The sequence below is a fragment of the Pseudomonas knackmussii B13 genome, from assembly GCF_000689415.1.
Taxonomy (GTDB): Bacteria; Pseudomonadota; Gammaproteobacteria; order Pseudomonadales; family Pseudomonadaceae; genus Pseudomonas; species Pseudomonas knackmussii.
Window position 1 is genome coordinate 941,747 of sequence record NZ_HG322950.1, and the last position, 20,315, is coordinate 962,061.

The window sequence follows — 20,315 nt, forward strand, 5'->3', positions numbered from 1 at the left end:
TTCCGGTTGGCTAGGCAGCCTCGGGCTTTGATAGTACAGTGAAGGCCAGGTGCCATTACGGGACGGAGCCCCATGAGCACACTGAGTTCCCCGCTGAAGCAGCGCGCCCTCCAAAAACTATTACTCAGGCGTTTCGGCATGGCCCTCGGCACGTATGGCCTGGCCATGCTGTTGTTGTGGTTGACCCTGCTCGGAGATTTCTACCATGGCGCCCTGTCGGTGGCCGTGGCGGCGACGCTCGGCGCGGTGCTCAGCCAGATGGCGTTCCTCTGGCTGTTCCTCAGCGGGCGCAACCAGCGCTTTGCCGATGCCAGCCTGACCGAGCCCCAGGTGCTGGTGGCGCTGGTCTGGAACACCTTCTTCCTCGCCCATGTCGACAGTGTGCGCGGCACGTTGATGGTGCTTTACGTGCTGATCCTGCTGTTCGGCGTGTTCCAGCTGCCGCCGCGGGTGTTCGCGCGTTGCGCCGGCCTCGCGTTCATCGCCTTCGCCGGGCTCAACCTGTGGGAAGCCTTCCAGCAGCGCCTGCAACTGCCGGGGCAGGCGGTCCTGCAGCTTCTCGTACTGTTCATCGTGCTGGTTTGGCTGACGCTCTTCGCCGGTTACGTGCAGGCCCTGCGCCAGCGCATGCGCCAGCGCCGCTACGCGCTGCAGGCGCACCAGGACACCCTGCGCGGCATGATGCGCCAGCTCGAGGACATGGTCGCCACCGACGAGCTCACCGGCCTGTTCAACCGCCGCCATTTCCTGCGCATGGCCGGTCGCGCGCTCGACGAAATGACCCCGGGGCGCTGCCACGGCCTGGCATTGATCGACCTCGACCACTTCAAGCGGATCAACGACGTGCACGGCCACGCTGCTGGCGACCGCGTGCTGCAGACCTTCGCTGCAGTGGCGCGGGCATGCCTGCGCGAGGGGGACGTGCTGGCGCGCTACGGGGGCGAGGAGTTCGTCCTGCTGCTGCCTGGCGCCACCGCCGACCACCTGATGAGCTGCTGCGAACGCCTGCGCCTGGCCTATGCCGGGGCCGAGCCGATGGGCGTGGACGTGCCGGTGCTGAGCCTGTCGGCAGGCATGACCCTGCTGACGGCCAGCGACGATCTCGACGAGGCCTTGCAGCGGGCCGACCAGGCGCTCTACCGTGCCAAACGCAGCGGACGAAATCGCTGCGAAGCGGCATGGGAGGAGTCGGATGCCTGAAGTTCGTGCCGGCGGCCAGCTCCTGGAGGTGGCCACCGGCAGCAACCTGCTGGACGCACTGCGCGGCAAGGGCATCGCCATTCCCTACAGCTGTCGGGCCGGTAGTTGCCATGCCTGCCTGGTGCGCTGCAGCCAGGGCGAGTTGCGCGACCAGCGCCCCGAAGCGCTGGACCCGGCGCGCCGCGCCGAGGGGTGGCGCCTGGCCTGCCAGTGCCAGGTGGTCGATGACTGCGCCATCGAGGTCTTCGATCCGCTGCGCGACGGCCTGCCGGCGAACGTGGTTGGCCTGGACTGGCTGGCCGCGGATGTCTTGCGCCTGCGCCTGCAACCCCAGCGTCCGCTGCGCTACCGCGCCGGCCAGCACCTCGTGCTGTGGAATGGCGAGGTCGCGCGGCCGTATTCCCTGGCGAGCCTGCCCGGCGAAGAACCCTGGCTGGAATTCCACATCGCCTGCCACGCCCCCGGCGCCTTCTGCGACGCCGCCCGAAAGCTGCAGGTGGGCGATGAGTTACGCCTGGGCGAGCTGCGTGGCGGCGCGTTGCACTACGACCCCGAGTGGCAGGAAAGGCCTCTTCTGTTGATGGCCAGCGGCACCGGTCTGGCGCCCCTGTGGGGGCTGTTGCGGCAGGCCATCGCCGATGGTCATCAGGGGCCGATCCGCCTGCTGCACCTGGCGCGCAGCCCGGCCGAACATTACCTTTCCGGCGAGCTGGCAGCCTTGGCCGACGCGCATCCGGACCTGCAGGTGACGCTGGCGCTACCGACCGATCTGGACGCTGTTCTGGCGCAATTCCGGCTTGTCTCGCGGCGAACCCTCGCCTTACTCTGCGGCCAGCCCGCCAGCGTCGAGCGCTTCGCACGCCATCTGTACCTGGCCGGAGTTCCGCGCGGCCAGATCCTCGCCGACGTCTTCCTTTCCCATGCCTGAGCCGGCACTCCCGGCCGGCATTGCCTGCTGCCAAGGAGTTGCCATGAGCCAGTCGATTCTCGTCGAGCGCGAACAGGGCCTGTTGAGCCTGCGCCTGAACCGTGCGGACAAGATGAACGCCCTGACCCGGGAAATGTATGCGGCGCTGGCCGACGCCCTGGAAGCGGCGGAAGCCGACCGCGAGGTGCGCGCCGTGCTGATCGCCGGCAACGCCGAGTGCTTTACCGCCGGCAACGATATCCATGACTTCCTGCAGCATCCGCCGAGCGGTCCGGACAGCCCGGTGTTCCGCTTCATGCGCGCGCTGATGGAGTTCAGCAAGCCGGTGCTGGCTGCGGTAGCTGGCCCGGCCGTTGGCATCGGCACCACGCTGCTGCTGCATTGCGATCAGGTCTTCGTCGCGCGCGGCGCCAAGCTGAAGATGCCCTTCGTCAACCTCGGCCTGTGCCCTGAGTTCGGTTCCAGCTTCCTGGTGCCGCGCCTGCTCGGTCATGTCCGTGCGGCCAGCCTGCTGATGCGTGGCGACGGCTTCACCGGCGAGCACGCCGTTGCCCTGGGCCTCGCCAATGAAGCCCTGGCCGATGGCGCCGCTGCCCTGGAGCGTGCCCGCGAAGTCGGTCTCGGCCTGCAGGCGCTGCCGCCGGCGGCGCTGGCCCTGAGCAAACGCCTGCTCAAGGCACCTTATATGGACGAGCTGCGCCGCGTGGTGGCGGAAGAGGGCGAACTCTTCGTCCAGCGCCTGAGCTCGCCGGAAGCCCTGGAGGCCCTTAGCGCCTTCACCCAGCGCCGCCAGCCGGACTTCTCGCGCTTCGCCTGATGCGCTCGGCCCTGCCCACAGAATCTGTGGGCAGGGCTGTGGATAAACTTGGGGGCAACGCCGCCAGCGCCCGCGCTGCCTGGCTTGCGTCGGCCCGTTCAGGTTTTGATCGATTGCCCCGCCAAGCCGCTTTCGCCTGCATCGCAAGAGTTTGATTTCATTGTCTTCGTGCCGCCTGTCGGGCGCCTCGATCGAGCGCTGCCGCATTCTGTGAGCTTGTTCACAGATACTGTGGGAAGGCCTGTGGATAAGCTATGGGCCAATGCTGCTAGAGCCCGTGTCCCCTGGGCGTCAGCGCATTGCTGGAATATCGAGCGAATGCGCGTTTTTCGTAGAAATCGACGCAAAAAGAAGGCCGCCCGAAGGCGGCCTTTTTCATTGCCCGAGGATCAGACCAGCAGGTCGCCCACGTGCAGCACCTTCATGGTGTTGGTGCCGCCCTGGGTGGTGTAGCTGTCGCCCTTGGTCAGGATGACCCAGTCACCCTTGGTCACCACGCCGCGCTGCAGCAGCGCGTCGACGGCTTCCTGGCTGACCTTCTCCGGCGGCAGCGCGGCCGGGTCGAAGGGGATGGTCTCGACGCCGCGGAACAGCGCCACGCGGGCCTGGGTTTCGCGGTGCGGGGAGTAGGCGAAGATCGGCACCGAGGAGCGGATACGCGACATGATCAGCGGGGTGTAGCCACTTTCGGTCAGGCAGATGATCGCCTTGATGCCCGGGAAGTGGTTGGCGGTGTACATGGCCGCCAGGGCGATGCTTTCGTCGCAACGCTCGAAGGTGTGGCCCAGGCGGTGGCTCGACTGCTTGGTGGTCGGGTGTTTTTCGGCGCCCTGGCAGATGCGCGCCATGGCCTTGACCGCTTCCACCGGGTATTCGCCGGCGGCGCTCTCGGCGGAGAGCATCACGGCGTCGGTGTAGTCGAGCACGGCGTTGGCCACGTCGGAGACTTCCGCGCGGGTCGGCATCGGGTTGTGGATCATCGACTCCATCATCTGGGTCGCGGTGATCACGGCCTTGTTGTAGCGGCGGGCGTGCAGAATGATCTTCTTCTGGATGCCGACCAGCTCGGCGTCGCCGATTTCCACGCCGAGGTCGCCACGGGCCACCATCACGGCGTCGCTGGCGCGGATCAGGCCGTCCAGGGCTTCGTCGTCGGCCACGGCTTCGGCGCGTTCGATCTTGGCCACCAGCCAGGCGTTGCCGCCGGCTTCCTTGAGCAGGCTGCGGGCGTATTCCATGTCCTTGGCGTCACGCGGGAAGGACACGGCGACGTAGTCCAGGTCCATGCTCGCGGCCAGCTTGATGTCGGCCTTGTCCTTGTCGGTCAGGGCCGGCGCGGTGAGGCCGCCGCCACGGCGGTTGATGCCCTTGTGGTCGGACAGCGGGCCGCCGATCAGCACTTCGCAGACCAGCTCGTCGGCCTTCACTTCCTTGACCACCATGACCACGCGGCCGTCGTCCAGCAGCAGTTCGTCGCCCACGCCGCAGTCCTTGACCAGGTCCGGGTAGTCGATGCCGACCACTTGCTGGTTGCCGTCGGTGCGCGGGTGGCTGGTGGAGAAGCGGAAGGTGTCGCCGACCGCCAGCTCGATGCGTTTGTTGGCGAACTTGGCGATGCGGATCTTCGGACCCTGCAGGTCGCCGAGCAGGGCGACGAAGCGACCGTGCTTGGCGGCCAGGTCGCGGACCAGCTGGGCGCGGGCACGGTGCTCGTCGGGCGTGCCGTGGGAGAAGTTCAGGCGGGCGACGTCGATGCCGGCGATGATCAGTTGTTCGAGGACTTCGGGGGACTGGCTGGCTGGGCCGAGGGTGGCGACTATCTTGGTGCGGCGGACGGACATGCGGGACTCCTTGGAAGACGAGCGTGCTGACCGGTCAGTCGGAGGCTGGCCGGTCCGGCGGCCATCTTACCCCTTTTCCGATGACGGTTCGCGTACCGCTTTGAGCACCAGCAGGTCGCACTCCACGTCTTCCAGCACTCGCTCGGCGGTATGTCCGACCAACGCACTCTCCAGCGGGTTGCGCGAGACCGCGCCCATCAGCAGCAAGTCGATGCCCTGCTGGCGGACGAACTCGGGAATCGCCTCCTCAGGGAAGCCGAGCTGCAGGTGGGTGTGCTTGCGCTGCATGGCCGGGTGGGCGTCGAGCAGTTGGTCGAGGGCGTGGCGATGGTGGGCTTCGACGGCCTTGGCGTGCTCCTCGTAGCTGCCCAGCAGCTGGGTGTCGAAGGCGAGGGTCTGCGGCAGCGGCATGTAGGCGTGCAGGTATTCGGCCTGCAGGCCGAGGCGGCGATGCAGCTCAAGGGCCGTGGCGATCAGCTGGCGGTCGAGGGCTGCCGGTTTGTCCGCCTCGTGCAACGGGTCGAGGGCGGCGCACAGGCGCTGGCCGCTCCAGTCCTGGCGGTGAACCATCCACAGGGGCTGCGGGCAGTGGCGAATCAGCTGCCAATCGGTGTTGGTCAGGAACAGCCGCTTGAGCAGGCCATGGCGGCTGCTCGACTTGAGCACCAGGTCGGGCTGCTTCTCGGCCACGTGGGCGAGGATTTCGCGGTACAGCGGCTTGCCCCAGCGCGTGTGGCAGGTGGTTTCGACGCCGGCCTGGCGCAGCGGCGCGGCCAGGCGTTCGAGCCAATCCAGGCGCTCGGTCTGCTGCAGGATGCGCACGCGCTCCATCTGCTGGGGGGAAATCAGCAGGCCGTTGTCCAGCGCCGGGTTGAAGTCGCACAGCAGCAGTTCGACGCGCGCACCGCAGCGCTCGGCGATCCACTGGGCACGGTTCAAGGCGGGTTGTTCTTCGCGGGTGGGATCGACGATCACCAGCAGGTGCTGCAGTTTCATATCCGGCCTCCTCGCGGGTCTGTGTTCCATTGCAGACCAAGCGTAGTCAGCCGGAATTGATCTGCATCAGCTGGACGGCACGGAGCCGCTCTGGTTGAGCGCCTTGTCCAGGTGCCGCGCGGCCTTGTTGGCCAGGTCGCCGCTGGGGTAGTCGACCAGCAGTCGGCGCAGGTAGCCGATGGCCTTGTCGCGGTTCGGGTGCGGGTTGTCCGGCGCCATGTACATCAGGCCGAGCTGGTAGAGCGCCTTCTGCTTGAGGTCCGGCGGGATCGCCGGGTCGTTGACCGCCAGCAGGTACAACTGCTCGGCCTCGGGGACGCGGTCCTTGAGCACCGCGCGGCGCGACAGCAGGGTCATGTCCTGGTCGAGGCTGGGTTTGTCCAGGTCGAGGTTGAACTGCGGCTTCCAGGTCGCCAGCAGCTCGCGGGCATTCTTCTGTACCGGTTCCTTGGCGCGCTGGCGCATCATCAGGATCCGCGCGTCGGCGTGGCTGGCAGCCATGGTGCCGGGGAACTCGCGGTCGATGCGCTGGAAATAGTCGAGGGCCTTGGCGTCGTCGCGCTGGTCGTTGTAGCGGCTCATATAGATGAGGCCGATCTGGTACAGGGCGATGGCGCGCACTTCGGCGCTGTAGTGACTGTTGTCGTAGCCGGTCAGGTAGAGCTTCTCGGCCTCGGCGCTCTTGCCGTCGCGGATCGCCTGGGCGCTGTAGGTGAGCAGGTCGCCTTCCTCTTCCACGGCGGCGGTCATGCGGTCGGCCTTGAGCTTCTTGTATTCGGCCACCTCGCCAGTGGTGACCTGGGCGACGAACAGCGGGGTGGTGGGCGAGCAGGCGGTCTGCAGGGCCACCAGCGCGGCCAGGGTTACGACGGGGGTCAAGCGCATGGCATCTCCTTGGCGCCGTGGCGTGTGCCGTTCGCAGTCTAGTGAGACCCTTCAGCGCGGCCAAGGCGCGCCGATACAGTTCCCATCGGAGGATATGCCCATGCGAACCCTATTCATCCTGGCCCTGACGCTGGGTGTTACCGGCTGCAACAGCTGGTCGACCAACAGCTACCTGGACAGCGCCTACCGCGCCTATGCGCGCGGCGACTGCGACGAGGTGCTGCTCAACCTGTCGCGCACCGAGCGCAAGAGCCGCGCGCGGCCCTGGCTGCAGCCGGAAATTTCGATGCTGCGCGGGCAGTGCCTGGAGCGCCAGAAGTTCTATGTAGACGCCGCGCAGACCTACACTTTCATCATCGCCAGCTATCCGGCCAGCGAGTATGCCTACCGGGCCAAGGCACGCCTGGAAACGCTGCGGCTGAATGGACGGCTGCCTGCCGCCGGCGCCCAGCCGATGCCGGCGCACCCCTGATTCCAGCGCGGCTGCTACGCTGATCATTCTGGCTTCAAGGAGGAGGAACCGATGCGCTTTTTGCTTTGCCTGTGTGCGGGCCTGATGCCCCTGCTGGCGTCGGCCGACATCTATCGCTGGACCGATGCCCAGGGCAAGGTGCATTTCAGCGAGACCCCGCCGGCCGGTGCGCAGCGGGTCGAGGTGAAGCCGCAGGTAATGGAGCGCGACGCCGCCACGCGCGAGCACGAGGAGAAGCTGCGCAAGTTCTATTCGGCGCGCAGCGAGGAACAGGCCGACGCGCAGAAGCGCGCGACGCAGCAGCAGGCCGAGCAGGACGCGCAGTGCGCCCACCTGCGCGACAACCTGGCGTCGATCCAGCACGGCGGCCGTTACTACTCCGAAGGCACCAACGGAGAACGAACCTATTACAGCGATGCACAGATCGATGCCGCTCGTCGCGAGTTGAACGCGCGTCTGGCGGAAGGCTGTCGTTAGTACTGGCCCAGGAGGGGCAGCATCGTCATACTGGCCTTAAATCATAGCGAATAGCCATTATGCGTCATCAACGACACATAGAGCGCCATCAGCTGCCGTATTACCTGAAGGTGTTCAACAGCGTCACCGACAAGCCCATGGGTTACCTGGGCAACGTCTCGCTCGACGGCCTGCTGATGATCAGCCAACTGCCGATGCTGGTGGGCGGGCGTTTCGACATGCGCCTGAAGATTCCCGGCCAGGACGGCAAGCTGCAATTCATCGACTTCAGCGGCACCTGCCAGTGGTGTCGCGAGGACGTGACGCCGGGCAGCTTCGACTCCGGCTTCAGCCTGGTGGCGCCGCCGGCGGAATACGTCGAACTGGTCGACGCGCTGCGCCGTTATTTCAGTTTTCGCCGTCAGGTGGAGTCGGTCTGAGCAGCGGGACCCGCTGAACCGACCTGCACGGTGTGAGGAGCCCAAGGAAGGGCGCCTGCAATTCTCCAGCTACTTCAGTAGCGATTCCGGCCTTCCTGCCCTGCGCCCGGTTAGCGGCGCCAACGTCTTTCATCCGCGAATCCGCTCCGACGGAGGACAAGACTCGCCTGCCTGAAGCGCGCTCCGACGGGCGTCGGAGCGCGATCCATCAGCCGCGATGGATGATCGCGAAGGTCTTGCGCACGGTTTCCTGGATGTCCCACACGCCGATGCTGTTCTCCGGCAGGAGGAAGGCATCGCCGGCCTGGAAGGCGATGGGTTCGCCGCCGTCCGGGGTGAAGGTGCCGCGGCCGGCGATGAAGTGGCAGAACTCCTGCTGCACGATCTGCCGGCGGAAACGGCCGGGGCTGCATTCCCAGACGCCGGTATCGACCTGGTCGGGGCGTTCCACTTCCGCGACGCGGGTGTGCGGGATCGGCTCGCCGACCGGTACGCCGACCGGGCTGGGGGCGCCGAGCTCGGCGTTGAGGGTGTCCTTGAGGTGGGTGATCTTCATCGGGGCTCCGGGGTTCGTCTCGGTGGTCGTCGAAGGGCCGGCCAATCAGCCGACCCTCCAGGTCATAAGGCCTTCCATGGTCGCGGCCAGTTTCTCCGCCAGGCGCCGGCGCCAGGCCGGGCTGTTCGGGTTGGCCAGCACCTCGTCCTCGTGGACGAAGCTGCGGATGATCGCGTTGTAGCCCAGCCAGCGGCAGGGCTCGGGTTCCCAGGCGCGCAGGGCGTCGGTCATGGCGCGCTCGTGGATGACCCAGGGCTGGCGGGTCTCCAGGGTTTCGCGGCCGAGGATGAGGTCGGCCAGGGTGCGCCCGCCGAGGTTGGTGGCGCCCACTCCTTCGCCGCCGTAGCCGCCGGACAGGGCGATGCCATTGCGACGGTCGACCAGCATGTGCGGATGGAAGCGCCGCGACATGCCCAGGTTGCCGCCCCAGGTGTGGGTGATGCGCACGTCCTTGAGCTGCGGGAAGATCTCGCCGAACAGGTAGCGGCGCAGGCCAACCTCGTCGTCGGTGAGGCTGAAGTCGGTGCGCAGCTGGCCGCCGAAGCGGTAGCCGCCGCGCGCGCCGAAGGCCAGGCGGTTGTCCAGGGTGCGCTGGCCGTAGGTGACCTGGCGGCTGAACTCACTGAAGGACTGGCCGCGCTCCAGGCCGATCTCCGCCCACACCGATTCCGCCAGCGGCTCGGTGGCCACCATCAGGCTCTGAACTGGCAGCTGGTAGTTGCCCAAAGGCGGCAGCGCGGCGGCGTAGCCTTCTACCGCCGGGACTATCCACGGGGCTTTCAGGCTGCCCTTGTCGGTGCGCACCAGGCCTTGTTCCCAGTGGCTCACGCGGCTCTTTTCATAGATCGGCACGCCCAGGCGCTCGACCGCGCGGGCCAGGCCACGGACCAGCTTGGCCGGGTTGATGGTCGCGCAGTGCGGCGTATAGATCGCGCCAAGGGCGCCAGGGATGCGCAACTGATCGCCGAGCTCGGACGCCGACAGCCAGCGGAAGTCGTCTTCGCCGAGTCCTTCGCTGCGCAGGGAGGACAGGTATTCGCGCAGGCGTCGTTCCTGCTCGGGATAGCGCGCTGCACAGTAAAGCGTGCCTCCCTTGCGGTAGTCGCAGTCGATGCCTTCGCGTTCGAGCACGCGCGCGACCTCGTCGGGAATGCCGTGCAGCAGGTTCCAGGTTTCGCGGCGGCGCGGTTCCGGCAGGTGGCCGACCAGACGGTCCTCGCCCAGCACTGCGCCCATCAGCCAGCCGCCGTTGCGGCCGGAGGCGCCGAAGCCGGCGGGTTTCGCCCCGACGATGGCGACCTTCAGCTCGGGCGCGTGGGTCTTCAGGTAGTAGGCGGTCCAGAGTCCGGTATAGCCGGCGCCGACGATGGCCACGTCGACCTCCAGGTCGCCCTGCAGGGACGGGCGCGGGATGAGGTCGTCATCCAGTAGGTTCATCCACAGGCTGATATGGCGCCATGCCGACATAGGGGCGACTCCGGGCAAGGGTAAGCGGGAATGTGCGCAAGCCTAGAAGCGCCGCGATTTCCTGTCGTGCGCGCGGGTACGCGGGGAAATCGGTTTACGGCGTTTCCAGGCGCTTGAGGTACTCGCGCGGCGACACCCCGGTGTGCTGGCGGAAGCAGCGGTAGAACGCCGATAGCGAGTTGAAGCCGGCGGAGAAGGCCAGCTCGTCGATCCGCGCATCCTGCCCCGGGCGCAGCTGGCCAAGCAGATGCTGCAGGCGCTGCTGGTTGACGTACTGGTAGAAGCTCAGCCCCATCACCTGGTTGAGCAGGTAGGAGATCTGGTTGCGGGTGTAGCCGGTGGCGCTGGCCACCTGCGACAGGTCGAGGTCCGCCGCCAGGTAAGGCTGGGCCTTGTCGAAGTATTCCTCCAGATCGCCGGCCAGTTGGCTCAGCTGGCGTGGCGACAGGCCCAGGCGGCTGGCCGGCGGGCGTGCATCGTTGCCGCTGCGTGTTCCGCCGCTGGCTTCCTCGCGCACCAGGGTGGCGTATTCGTTGATGCGCCAGATGCGGCCGTCGCGCACGGTGATCGCTTCGCTGGAGTGGAACACTGCCAGGCGTCCGCTGAGGGTGATGGCGGTGCGGTACTGGATGAACGCGGTGTCGCCATCGACGCGGATGCGGTCGATGTGGTCGAGGAACTCGTCCGGCCGGCTGGGCATGGTCTGGCTGACGTAGGCGCGCAGCTCGGCCAGGCGCATGCAGCGGTTCTGGAAGTAGTCGTTGTACTCGACATCGGCGTGGTAGAGCGCCAGGGCCGCGTCGAGATCACGCTGCTTCCAGCTCTGGTGATAGCGCTGGACGACGTCGCGGGTGCTGTCGGTGAGAGGGCTGTCGGCGTAGGGCGGGGTGATCGGTTGCATGGCGCACAGGATGCCGCAGAGCGGCGCAGTCGGGTAGAGGGAGCGCTCGCCATCATACAGCCACTGCATGACGCGCCATGCCCTGCACCTATGGTCGGCGTGAAAGACCGCGGCAGAGCGGGCATTCACTCTTTCGGCTGATAGCGCAAATACTCCCTTTGGGCGCTTGGTGCTGGGGAGGTGGGCTGAGTAGCGTGTAGCCGCCTAGACACCGTCAGGAGTGCCGAATGACAACAAAAACAAGGCGCGCGATCTTCCAGCCACAGGTATTGGCCGCTGCAGTAGCCCTGGGTTGCGCCACCCAGGCTCAGGCCGTCAACTTCAACATCGGGGAAATCGAGGGGCAGTTCGACTCGACCTTGTCGGTCGGCGCCAGCTGGGGCTTGCGCGATGCCGACCTGGACTACGTCGGGACCCGCAACGGCGGTCACGCCTCGTCGCAGACCTCCGACGACGGCCGCCTCAACTTCAAGAAGGGCGAGACCTTCTCGAAGATCTTCAAGGGTATCCACGACCTGGAACTGAAGTACGGCGACACCGGCGTCTTCGTCCGGGGCAAGTACTGGTACGACTTCGAGCTGAAGGACGAACACCGCGAGCTCTATGACATCAGCGACGACGGCCGCAGCATGGGCGCTCGCTCGTCCGGCGCAGAGCTGCTCGACGCCTTCATCTATCACAAGTACAGCATCGGCGATTTGCCGGGTAACGTCCGCCTGGGCAAGCAGGTGGTCAGCTGGGGTGAGAGCACCTTCATCCAGAACTCGATCAACAGCATCAACCCGGTCGACGTCGCCGCCTTCCGCCGCCCCGGTGCGGAGATCAAGGAAGGCCTGATCCCGGTGAGCATGCTCTATCTCTCCCAGGGCCTCACCGACAGCCTGACCGCCGAGGGCTTCTACCAGCTGAAATGGGAGAAGACCGTGGTGGACAACTGCGGCACCTTCTTCTCCACCACCGACGTGGTCGCCAACGGCTGCAACAAGCTGGCCTACGCCGGCAGCGACTTCGATCCGAACCCGGCGCACGGCTACCGCTACCTCTCGCGCTCCGGCGACGACACCCCGCGTGACGGTGGCCAGTGGGGCCTGGCCCTGCGCTGGTACGCGGCGGAGCTCAACGACACCGAGTTCGGCGCCTACGTGATGAACTACCACAGCCGCAACCCGGTCTTCAGCACCATCGCCGGCAGGGGCCTGGCCACCGCCAACGCCGCCACCGGCGCGGCCACCGCGCAGTACTTCATCGAGTATCCGGAGGACATCCGCCTCTACGGCCTGAGCTTCCAGACCAACCTGGGCAGCACCTCGGTAGCCGGTGAACTGAGCTACCGGCCGAACATGCCGCTGCAGCTCAACAGCACCGACCTGACCGTGGCCGCGCTGTATCCCACCACCCTGTTCGGCAACCCGATCTACTCCAGCGGCTCCGCCACGCCCACCGCCGGCGAGGTGATCCACGGCTACGATCGCAAGCCGGTGACCCAGGCCCAGGTGACCGTGACCCAGTTCTTTGACCAGGTACTGGCGGCCGAACGCCTGACCGTGGTCGGCGAGGTGGGCTACAACCACATCAGCGGCGTCAACGATGGTGGCCTGCGCTTCGGCCGCGACTCGATCTACGGTATCGGCGAGCTGCCCAACAACGCGCTGTGCAAGAGCACGCTGAACGCCGCCAACCCCGACGAGTGCAACAACGACGGCTTCTACACCACCAGTTCGTGGGGCTACCGCGTGCGCGGCATCCTCGATTACCCGAACGTGATTGCCGGCATCAACTTCAAGCCCAACGTGGCCTGGTCGCATGACGTCAACGGTTACGGTCCGAACTTCAGCGAAGGCGCCAAGGCGGTCAGCGTTGGTGTGGACGCCGATTACCAGAACACCTATACCGCCAGTATCAGCTATACCGATTTCTTCGGCGGCGATTACAACCCGGTCAACGACCGTGACTTCGTCGCCGTCAGCTTCGGTGTGAACTTCTGATCGGTCAGTCAAGGACAGGAAAGATGAACAAGAAACGAATCCTGCAATGCGGCGCCCTGGCTCTGAGCCTGTTGTCCGGCGCCGTCATGGCGGCTGTCTCGGCGGATGAGGCGGCCAAGCTCGGCACCAGCCTCACTCCCATGGGCGCGCAGAAGGAAGGCAACGCCGATGGCAGCATCCCGGCCTGGACCGGCGGCATCGACAAGAGCGCCGGCAGTGAAGACTCCCGTGGCTTCCTCAGCGACCCCTTCGCCAGCGAGAAACCGCTGTTCGTGATCACTGCGCAGAACGTCGCGCAGTACAAGGACAAGCTCACCGACGGCCAGTTGGCCATGTTCAAGCGCTACGCGGACACCTACAAGATCCCGGTGTACAAGACCCACCGCACCTTCTCCGCGCCGGCCGAGGTCTATGCCGCCGTGAAGGCCAGCGCGCTCAACGTGCAGCCGATCAACGACGGCAACGGACTGTCCAACTTCGAGAAGAGCCGCTACTACGCCTTCCCGATTCCGAAGAATGGCGTCGAGGTGCTGTGGAACCACATCACCCGCTACCGTGGCGGCAACCTGGCGCGCACCGTGGTTCAGGTCACCCCGCAGACCAACGGCAGCTACACGCCGATCCGCTTCGAGGAAACCGTCGCCTTCCCGCAGAACATGCCCGACGTCGACCTCTCCAAAGCCAGCAACATCCTGCTGTACTTCAAGCAGGCGGTAACGGCGCCGGCGCGCCTGGCCGGTAACGTGCTGCTGGTCCACGAGACCCTCGACCAGGTCAAGGAACCGCGCCTGGCGTGGATCTACAACGCCGGCCAGCGCCGCGTACGCCGTGCCCCGCAGGTGGCCTACGACGGTCCGGGTACCGCTTCCGACGGCCTGCGCACCTCGGACAACTTCGACATGTTCTCCGGCGCTCCGGATCGTTACGACTGGAAACTGGTGGGCAAGAAGGAGATGTACATCCCCTACAACAGCTACAAGCTGGGCCTGCCGACCTACAAGTACGACGACATCGTCAAGCCGGGCCACCTCAACCAGGACCTGACCCGCTACGAGCTGCACCGCGTGTGGGAAGTGGTCGGCACCGTGAAGCCCAGCGAGCGGCACATCTACGCCAAGCGCCACATGTACATCGACGAGGACAGCTGGCAGATCGCCGAAGTCGACCACTACGACGGCCGCGGCCAGCTGTGGCGCGTCGCCGAAGGGCACTACATGTTCAACTACGCGCACCAGGCGGGTGGTTACGTGCCCGAGGTGCTCTATGACGTGATCGCCGGCCGTTACCTGGCCCTGGGCCTGTTCAACGAAGAGAAGACCGGCTACCAGTTCGGCATCAAGGCAACCATGGCCGACTACACCCCGGCCGCCCTGCGTAACGAAGGGGTCCGCTGACCCCTAACCGGCGGCGCGGCGACGCGCCGCCGGTTTGTAGTTTTTTTCTCACCTTGCGTTTCCTATGTTCATACATAGGAATTACGAATGATCCTTCAAGGCTATCCGGGCTCTGACTAGCCTCAAGCTCCAGGTCCGCTCGGGAAGCCTGCCCATGCTCACCTCCGTCACACCGCTTACCTCGCTCCCCCGGCTGCCGCCCCAGCACTTGCCGCGGTCGCGCTTGCACGACCTGCTGCTACGCGACGACCATCGCCTGCGCCTGCTGCTCGCGCCCCTGGGCAGCGGCAAGACGGTGCTGCTCGGCGAGTGCGCCCGTGCCGCGCCTTCCGGCACCCGCGTGGCCTGGCTGGCCCTGGCTGGCCGCGCCCTGAGCGTGAGCGCCTTTGTCGCTCGGTTGGGCGAGGCGATCGGCCTTTCAGGTGTCGACGAGCGACAGCTGAGTGATTTCCTGCGTGAAACGCGGCAGCCGCTGTGGATCATGCTCGACGACTATCCGCGCGAACCCGATGCCGAACTGGATGCCTGCCTTGACCGCCTGCTGGCCCAGGCCTCGCCGCAAGTCGGCTGGTGGCTGGCCAGCCGCCGGCGCCCGGCGTGCAACCTGGCGCGCCTGCTGCTGGAGGGCGAGCTTCTGGAAGTCGAAGCCGCCCAGCTGCATTTCAGCGAAACCGAACTGACCGAATGGTTGCGCCAGGGTGGCCGTGAGTGGCCGCTCGAGCTTCGCCAACTGCTCCTGGAACAGACCGGCGGCTGGTGCGCCGGCATCCGTTTGCGCCTGCTCGGCCTGCCGGTGGAAGAACTGGTCCCCGCTCCCGCACTGCTCGCCGAATCGGGACAGGCGCTGCTGCAGGACTATCTGCAGCGCGAGGTGCTCGACGAACTGCCCGAGCCGCTGGGCGAAATCCTCTGCGGCCTGGCGCGCGTCGGGCGTTGCTGCTCGGCGCTGGTCGATCATCTGTTCGAGGAATCCCCTGGGGCCTTGCAGCTGTTGCTGCAGCGCGGCTCCTGCCTGGAGGCCGAGGAGGGCGCCTGCGGCTGGTACCGCGTGGCGCCGGTGCTGGCCGGCGGATTGGCCGAGCTTGGCCGTACGCCCGCCAGCAGCCTGCACCGTCGCGCTTGCCAGTGGTTCGGCCAATCCGGCGACAGCCACGCGGCCTTCGAACATTCCCTGCGTGCCGAGCAACCGGACGTCGCCGCCAGCCTGTTGCAGCGGCTGACCGAGGAGCAGTTGCTGCAGGGGCACAACGTCGCGCGGGTACTGCGCCTGCGCGAGAAGCTGCCGGAAGAACTGCTGTTGAGTACACCGCGCCTGGTGATCCTCAACGCCTGGGCACTGCTCTTCGTCGGCCGCCTCGACGATGCCGAGCAATTGCTGGCGATCTTCGAGCGCTTCCTGCCGATGCCCAGCGAGGCACGGCAGCGCGCGCTGATCGCGCAGTGGCTCGGATTGTCCGGCATGCTCGCCCACGCCCGTGGTCGACCGGGGGCGGAGGCGCGCCTGCGCGGTGCGCTCGCCGACCTGCCGCAGGACGCCTGGGCGCAAACGCTGATCTGCCTGTCCGCGCTCAGCCAGCTGGCGCAGGCCGAAGGGCAACTGGACCAGGCGCGGCTGCTCAATCGCGAAGCACTCAAGCGTGCCCGAGAGCAAGGTAGCGTGGTCTTCGAGGCCTATCTGGAAATGGACCGCGCCTACTGGCTGGAACAGCGCGGCGAACTGGCGCGCGCCGAGAGCCTGCTGCTGCGCGTGCAGGAGTCGCTGGCCGAGCTGCGCCAGGCCGGCTACGCCATGACCGGCCGGGTGCTGCTGCGGCGTGGCTGGCTGGGCCTGCGCCAGGGGCACGACGAACAGGCGCGCGAGCTGCTGCAGTGCGGCCTACGAGAGACGCGCCGCAGCCTGGACCCTGCCTCGGTGTACGGCTACATCGGCCTGGCTCTGCTGGATGCCCGCGATGGTGAGATCGACGTGGCCTTCAATCGCTTGCTGGAGGCGGAGCGGCAGATGCAGTTGCAGCACATCCCGGAAGCGCTTTATCGCGGGGCGCTGCTGCTGGCCAGCGGCACGCTTAGCCTGCGGCAGGGCCGACCGGGCCAGGCGCGGGAAATCCTCGGCCGCGTGTTGGCGCGTTACCAGAGCGACGGCCTGAGTGCGCCGGCCGCGACCCCGGACCTGCTGTCGCGGGTCGCCTGCCAACTTGCCCTGGCCGAAGCCTACGACGGCGAAGCGCAGGCGGCTCTGGCGCGCCTCGACGATTTGCTGCCATTGGTGCAGAGCCAGGGGCGCATGGCCTTGGTCTGCGAGGTCTGGCTGGCCAAGGCCGAGGCGCATGCGCTCGCCGGGCAAGCCGAGGCGGCGCAGGCCGCCTGCGCTGCTGGCGCGGAGCTGGCGCAACGCTTCGGCCTGCTGGCGCTGCTCGGCGAGTCGCGCCAGCGTCAGCCGGGGCTCTACGCCCTGGCGTCGGACGCCAGCCTGCCGCCCTTGCTCAGCCAGCGCGAACAGTCGGTGCTGGAACTAATCGCGCGCGGCTGCTCGAACCTGGAGATCGGCGAGCGTCTGTTCATCTCCCTGCACACGGTGAAGACCCACGCCCGGCGCATCAACGGCAAGCTCGGTGTGGAACGGCGTACCCAGGCGGTGGCGCGGGCGAAGGAGCTGGGGCTGCTCAAGGCTTAGCTAGATGAATGCCCGTAGGAGCGGACCTTGTCCGCGATTCGCGCGCATGGCGCGCTCCTACAAATGTCCCGGTCCCGGGATTGTTCGCGGATGAGATCCGCTCCTACGGGAAGGAAGTACGTCACCTGCTGCGGACCTTGTCCGCGATTTCTACAGGAATCTAATGCAGGGCTTTCTTCGGCACCGGAATCTCCCCGATGCGCTGCCGCAGGCGCAGCTGCTCGGCCGGGTCTTCGCTGAGCAGCAGCGCGCGTTCGAGGTCGTAGCGCTCGGCCTGCGGGCACTCCAGGCGACGGTAGAGATCGGCGCGGGCCAGGTGGTCGGCCACGTTCGGCTCGCCCAGTTCGAGCACTCGTTGTGCGTCCTTCAGCGCGGCCAGCGGTTGCTCGGCAGCCTGGTGCAGTTGGCGCAGGTTGCGCGACAGGCGCTGCAGCATCTCCGCCGGACTGGCGTCGCGCAGGTGGCTGGCGTTGAGCTCGACGCCGGTGCCCAGGCTGCGCACCAGCAGGTCGCGGCAATCGCGGGTGTACAGGCGACGGCCGGTGGTAGGGTCGAGCAGGTGGTCGGCGCCGGGCACGCGCAGCAGGAAGCGTCCGGGGAAGTTCACGCCTTGCAGGGGAATGTCCTGGCGCCGGGCCAGTTCCAGGGCGATCAGCGCCAGAGACAGCGGCTGGCCGCGGCGGCGCTGTAGCACCTGGGGCAGTAGTGCGGCGCGGGGCAGCAGAGGGACGTCATCGTCCTCGGCGAAGCCCTGCTCGCTCAGTTGGCGTAGCAGCAGTTGCGCGCGCTCGGCGGCGGTACCGTCCAGGGGCAGAGTAGCGAAGAGGCGTTGGGCCAGGTCGTCGAGCATTCGCATGGCCTGGCCGGGAGGATTCTGCGGCTCGTGCTCGGCGGCGATCCACAGCGCCGCCTCGAACAGACCCGGCGGGTCCTGGGCAAGGCAGGCGAGGCAGGCTTGGCGCGGGTCCATGGCGTTCTCCGGCTGATACCGCGTTTTACTCGCAGCGCCGGCAGTCCGTCCAGTCCCGGTCGTGGCGTGCCGCCACTGCCTATACTGATAGGGATCTACGGGCAACGTCCTGGCGCTCGACCAGGATGTCCACAGGCACCCGCATTGGGAGCGCCGCCATGTTCGACATGATGGAAGCCACCCGGCTAGAAAAGCTGCACGTCGCCTTCGACCCGGCCACGGGGCTCAGGGCCATCATCGCCATCCACAGCACGCGGCTGGGGCCGGCTCTGGGCGGTTGCCGCTACCTGCCTTACGCCAACGACGAGTCGGCAGTGCGCGACGCCGTGCGCCTGGCCCAGGGCATGAGCTACAAGGCCGCGCTGGCAGGATTGCGCCAGGGCGGTGGAAAGGCGGTGATCTTGCGCGCGCCGCATGTGGATAACCGCGGTGCGCTGTTCGAGGCTTTCGGCCGCTTCATCGAGTCCCTGCGCGGCGAGTACATCACCGCGGTGGACAGCGGCACATCCAGCGCCGACATGGACTGCATCGCCCAGCACACCGAGCACGTCACCAGCACCACCAGCGGGGGCGACCCCTCGCCACATACCGCCCTGGGTGTGTTCGCCGGCATTCGTGCCAGCGCCCTGGCACGACTGGGCAGCGACGACCTGGATGGCCTGCGGATTGCCGTGCAGGGCCTGGGGCACGTGGGTTACTCGCTGTGCGAGCACCTGGCTGCAGCCGGCGCGGAACTGCTGGTCAGCGACCTGGACTCCGGCAGGGTGCAGCTCGCGGTGGAGCAATTGGGTGCCCAGCCGATCGCCAGCGAGGCGCTGCTCACCACGCCGTGCGACATCCTCGCCCCCTGCGGACTGGGCGGCGTGCTGACACCTTCGGTGGTGGCGCAGATGCGCTGCGCGGCGGTAGCCGGCGCGGCCAACAACCAACTGGCGCACGTCGACGTGGCCGATGAACTGGAGGCCCGCGGCATCCTCTATGCGCCGGACTACGTGATCAACTCCGGTGGGCTGATCTTCGTATCCCTGCAGCACCAGGGTGAAACGCTGCCGGCAATTACCGCGCACCTGGCGAAGATCGGTTCCCGCCTGACCGAGATCTACGCCCACGCCCAGGCCGACCACCGCTCGCCGGCGCGGGTGGCGGACATGCTCGCCGAGCGGATTCTCTGCGGTTAAATCGCACAGTTTTCCGCAGGGGTGGATCTCATCCACGAAGCGCCATTCCCAGATGCCCCCATAGGTGCGCGCCATGTGCGCGCTTCGCGGACAAGGTCCGCTCCTACGCGGTTTTCTGGGTCCCCGCGTTCGCGGGGATGACGGGGGAGGGAGCGAATCCTGATTCCGTCACTCCCGAGAACGCGGGAGCCCAAAAGACAGTTGCTCCTGCGAGAGAGTGGGCATTCACTCCGCCTCGGCGAACAGCTCACCCAGGGCGTCGGGCTGGTTCTTGAAGGCGCGGGCGAAGGTGTCGCGGTTGCGGGCCATGAAGATGCCGAGCTCCTCGACCTGGTCCTCGCTCAGCGAGGGCACCGCCTTGTGCAGGACGCCGGCCAGGCTTTCTGCCAGCTCCAGCATCTTGTCGTGCCGGTCGGCTTCGGCCTTATCCATGAACAGGCGCTCCGGATCGCGGCTGCTGCGGTACACCACTTCGACGGCCATTCATCACCTCTATGCCTTCTCTGATATTTGGGTAGGAGAATACTGTTTATTTGTACAGTAAAAGCATAATGCAATGCCCTGTCGTTAGGGAAGGGCTGAATTGCAAGTGGCCAGTATGGTCGGCGTTCCGCTTCGGGGCACGCGGGGCCATATGGGGGCAGGGAAAGGGGGGGGGGCCGGGATCGATCTAGTGCGCGCGGCGCAGCGGCGTGCGGCAAATGCGCACACCGGACGGGCTGGCGGAGATTCAGGAGGCCTTGCGTATGTCTCGGCTGGCGGTCATGTCCGCCAACAGGCGCGGCGCGCTGTCGCCCTGTTCGATGGCGATGCCGAAGCGAATGCTCTGGATCAGCCGTTGCAACTGCTCCGGGTCCTGCAGCTGGGCCTGGCGGATCAGCCGCTTGGCGGCCACGCCGGCGCTGGTGGAGAGGGTCAGGACGATGCTGCCGTCCGGCCGTTCGAGGCTGAAGTTGACCCGGTACTGGGCCTGGAACGCATCGCTGAGCACCTGGAATGGGCTGTTCATCTTCGATCCTGCCTCTAGGTGGGAGTGACCCTTCATGGACTGGAGGGCGTCTGCAAAGTTCGCGGTCATCTTGCCGCAGCCTCGGTGCGCTACCACTGCCCGAGGTCAATGGCAGGTGACTTGCACGTACCAAGCCAACAGGCGCC

At 66.8% G+C, this 20,315-nt stretch carries 19 protein-coding genes; 10 read left to right on the forward strand and 9 right to left on the reverse strand.

Features of this window, described 5'->3' with window-relative positions:
* The first annotated feature begins 72 nt into the window (after window positions 1-72).
* From PKB_RS04520 to PKB_RS04530, 3 genes are read left to right on the forward strand one after another with little or no spacing between them, the layout of a single operon-like run.
* On the forward strand, window positions 73-1,200 hold the full coding sequence (locus PKB_RS04520; RefSeq protein ID WP_043249375.1) for a GGDEF domain-containing protein: 1,128 nt from the start codon (window positions 73-75) through the stop codon (window positions 1,198-1,200).
* A complete protein-coding gene (locus PKB_RS04525) occupies window positions 1,193-2,128 on the forward strand; it encodes an iron-sulfur-binding ferredoxin reductase (protein WP_043249377.1) in 936 nt (311 codons plus the stop codon). The genes PKB_RS04520 and PKB_RS04525 overlap by 8 nt, the downstream gene beginning before the upstream one ends.
* A gap of 43 nt (window positions 2,129-2,171) precedes the next feature.
* The gene (locus tag PKB_RS04530) at window positions 2,172-2,945 is read left to right on the forward strand and encodes an enoyl-CoA hydratase-related protein (protein ID WP_043249379.1); all 774 of its coding nucleotides are present in this window, start codon (window positions 2,172-2,174) and stop codon (window positions 2,943-2,945) included.
* Window positions 2,946-3,334: 389 nt separating this feature from the next.
* Here the strand turns inward: PKB_RS04530 and pyk are convergent, their stop codons facing one another.
* The 3 genes from pyk to PKB_RS04545 form a co-directional block, all read right to left on the reverse strand.
* Window positions 3,335-4,786, reverse strand: coding sequence for a pyruvate kinase (pyk, locus tag PKB_RS04535; RefSeq protein WP_043249381.1), 1,452 nt, complete (start codon window positions 4,784-4,786; stop codon window positions 3,335-3,337).
* A 66-nt stretch (window positions 4,787-4,852) separates the two neighbouring features.
* Window positions 4,853-5,782 (reverse strand): universal stress protein, encoded by a 930-nt coding sequence (locus PKB_RS04540; protein WP_043249383.1) that lies wholly within the window; start codon window positions 5,780-5,782, stop codon window positions 4,853-4,855.
* Window positions 5,783-5,848: 66 nt separating this feature from the next.
* Window positions 5,849-6,667, reverse strand: a complete 819-nt coding sequence (locus PKB_RS04545) for an outer membrane protein assembly factor BamD (RefSeq protein ID WP_043249386.1) — start codon at window positions 6,665-6,667, stop codon at window positions 5,849-5,851.
* A 94-nt stretch (window positions 6,668-6,761) separates the two neighbouring features.
* On the opposite strand from PKB_RS04545, the gene PKB_RS04550 reads away from it, so the two are divergent.
* The 3 genes from PKB_RS04550 to PKB_RS04560 are packed head-to-tail and all read left to right on the forward strand — an operon-like array spanning window position 6,762 to window position 8,035.
* Entirely contained in the window at window positions 6,762-7,139 is a 378-nt protein-coding gene (locus tag PKB_RS04550) for a tetratricopeptide repeat protein (RefSeq protein ID WP_422613522.1), read from the forward strand.
* Window positions 7,140-7,190: 51 nt separating this feature from the next.
* Window positions 7,191-7,616 (forward strand): DUF4124 domain-containing protein, encoded by a 426-nt coding sequence (locus tag PKB_RS04555; protein WP_043249389.1) that lies wholly within the window; start codon window positions 7,191-7,193, stop codon window positions 7,614-7,616.
* Between the two features lie 59 nt (window positions 7,617-7,675).
* Window positions 7,676-8,035, forward strand: a complete 360-nt coding sequence (locus tag PKB_RS04560; protein WP_043249391.1) for a PilZ domain-containing protein — start codon at window positions 7,676-7,678, stop codon at window positions 8,033-8,035.
* A 208-nt stretch (window positions 8,036-8,243) separates the two neighbouring features.
* Here the strand turns inward: PKB_RS04560 and PKB_RS04565 are convergent, their stop codons facing one another.
* The 3 genes from PKB_RS04565 to PKB_RS04575 form a co-directional block, all read right to left on the reverse strand.
* Window positions 8,244-8,591, reverse strand: coding sequence for a cupin domain-containing protein (locus PKB_RS04565; RefSeq protein WP_043249393.1), 348 nt, complete (start codon window positions 8,589-8,591; stop codon window positions 8,244-8,246).
* 45 nt (window positions 8,592-8,636) lie between these two features.
* Window positions 8,637-10,058, reverse strand: coding sequence for an NAD(P)/FAD-dependent oxidoreductase (locus PKB_RS04570; RefSeq protein ID WP_043249395.1), 1,422 nt, complete (start codon window positions 10,056-10,058; stop codon window positions 8,637-8,639).
* Between the two features lie 94 nt (window positions 10,059-10,152).
* Window positions 10,153-11,028 carry an AraC family transcriptional regulator gene (locus PKB_RS04575; protein WP_422613523.1) on the reverse strand — a complete coding sequence of 292 codons (876 nt, stop codon included), beginning with the start codon at window positions 11,026-11,028 and terminating at the stop codon, window positions 10,153-10,155.
* A gap of 158 nt (window positions 11,029-11,186) precedes the next feature.
* Between PKB_RS04575 and PKB_RS04580 the strand changes: the two genes are divergently transcribed.
* The 3 genes from PKB_RS04580 to PKB_RS04590 all read left to right on the forward strand — a co-directional run bounded on the left by PKB_RS04580 (window position 11,187) and on the right by PKB_RS04590 (window position 17,012).
* The gene (locus PKB_RS04580) at window positions 11,187-12,944 is read left to right on the forward strand and encodes a DUF1302 domain-containing protein (RefSeq protein WP_043249397.1); all 1,758 of its coding nucleotides are present in this window, start codon (window positions 11,187-11,189) and stop codon (window positions 12,942-12,944) included.
* Window positions 12,945-12,967: 23 nt separating this feature from the next.
* Entirely contained in the window at window positions 12,968-14,338 is a 1,371-nt protein-coding gene (locus tag PKB_RS04585) for a DUF1329 domain-containing protein (protein ID WP_043249399.1), read from the forward strand.
* Window positions 14,339-14,492: 154 nt separating this feature from the next.
* A complete protein-coding gene (locus tag PKB_RS04590; protein ID WP_043249401.1) occupies window positions 14,493-17,012 on the forward strand; it encodes a helix-turn-helix transcriptional regulator in 2,520 nt (839 codons plus the stop codon).
* A gap of 160 nt (window positions 17,013-17,172) precedes the next feature.
* On the opposite strand, the gene PKB_RS04595 is transcribed toward PKB_RS04590, so the two are convergent.
* The gene (locus PKB_RS04595) at window positions 17,173-17,982 is read right to left on the reverse strand and encodes a SirB1 family protein (RefSeq protein WP_043249403.1); all 810 of its coding nucleotides are present in this window, start codon (window positions 17,980-17,982) and stop codon (window positions 17,173-17,175) included.
* 158 nt (window positions 17,983-18,140) lie between these two features.
* On the opposite strand from PKB_RS04595, the gene PKB_RS04600 reads away from it, so the two are divergent.
* Window positions 18,141-19,160, forward strand: coding sequence for a Leu/Phe/Val dehydrogenase (locus tag PKB_RS04600; protein ID WP_043249406.1), 1,020 nt, complete (start codon window positions 18,141-18,143; stop codon window positions 19,158-19,160).
* A gap of 225 nt (window positions 19,161-19,385) precedes the next feature.
* On the opposite strand, the gene PKB_RS04605 is transcribed toward PKB_RS04600, so the two are convergent.
* Window positions 19,386-19,643, reverse strand: coding sequence for a YebG family protein (locus PKB_RS04605; RefSeq protein WP_043249408.1), 258 nt, complete (start codon window positions 19,641-19,643; stop codon window positions 19,386-19,388).
* Between the two features lie 247 nt (window positions 19,644-19,890).
* Window positions 19,891-20,169 (reverse strand): DUF3509 domain-containing protein, encoded by a 279-nt coding sequence (locus PKB_RS04610; protein WP_043249411.1) that lies wholly within the window; start codon window positions 20,167-20,169, stop codon window positions 19,891-19,893.
* Window positions 20,170-20,315: the final 146 nt, after the last annotated feature.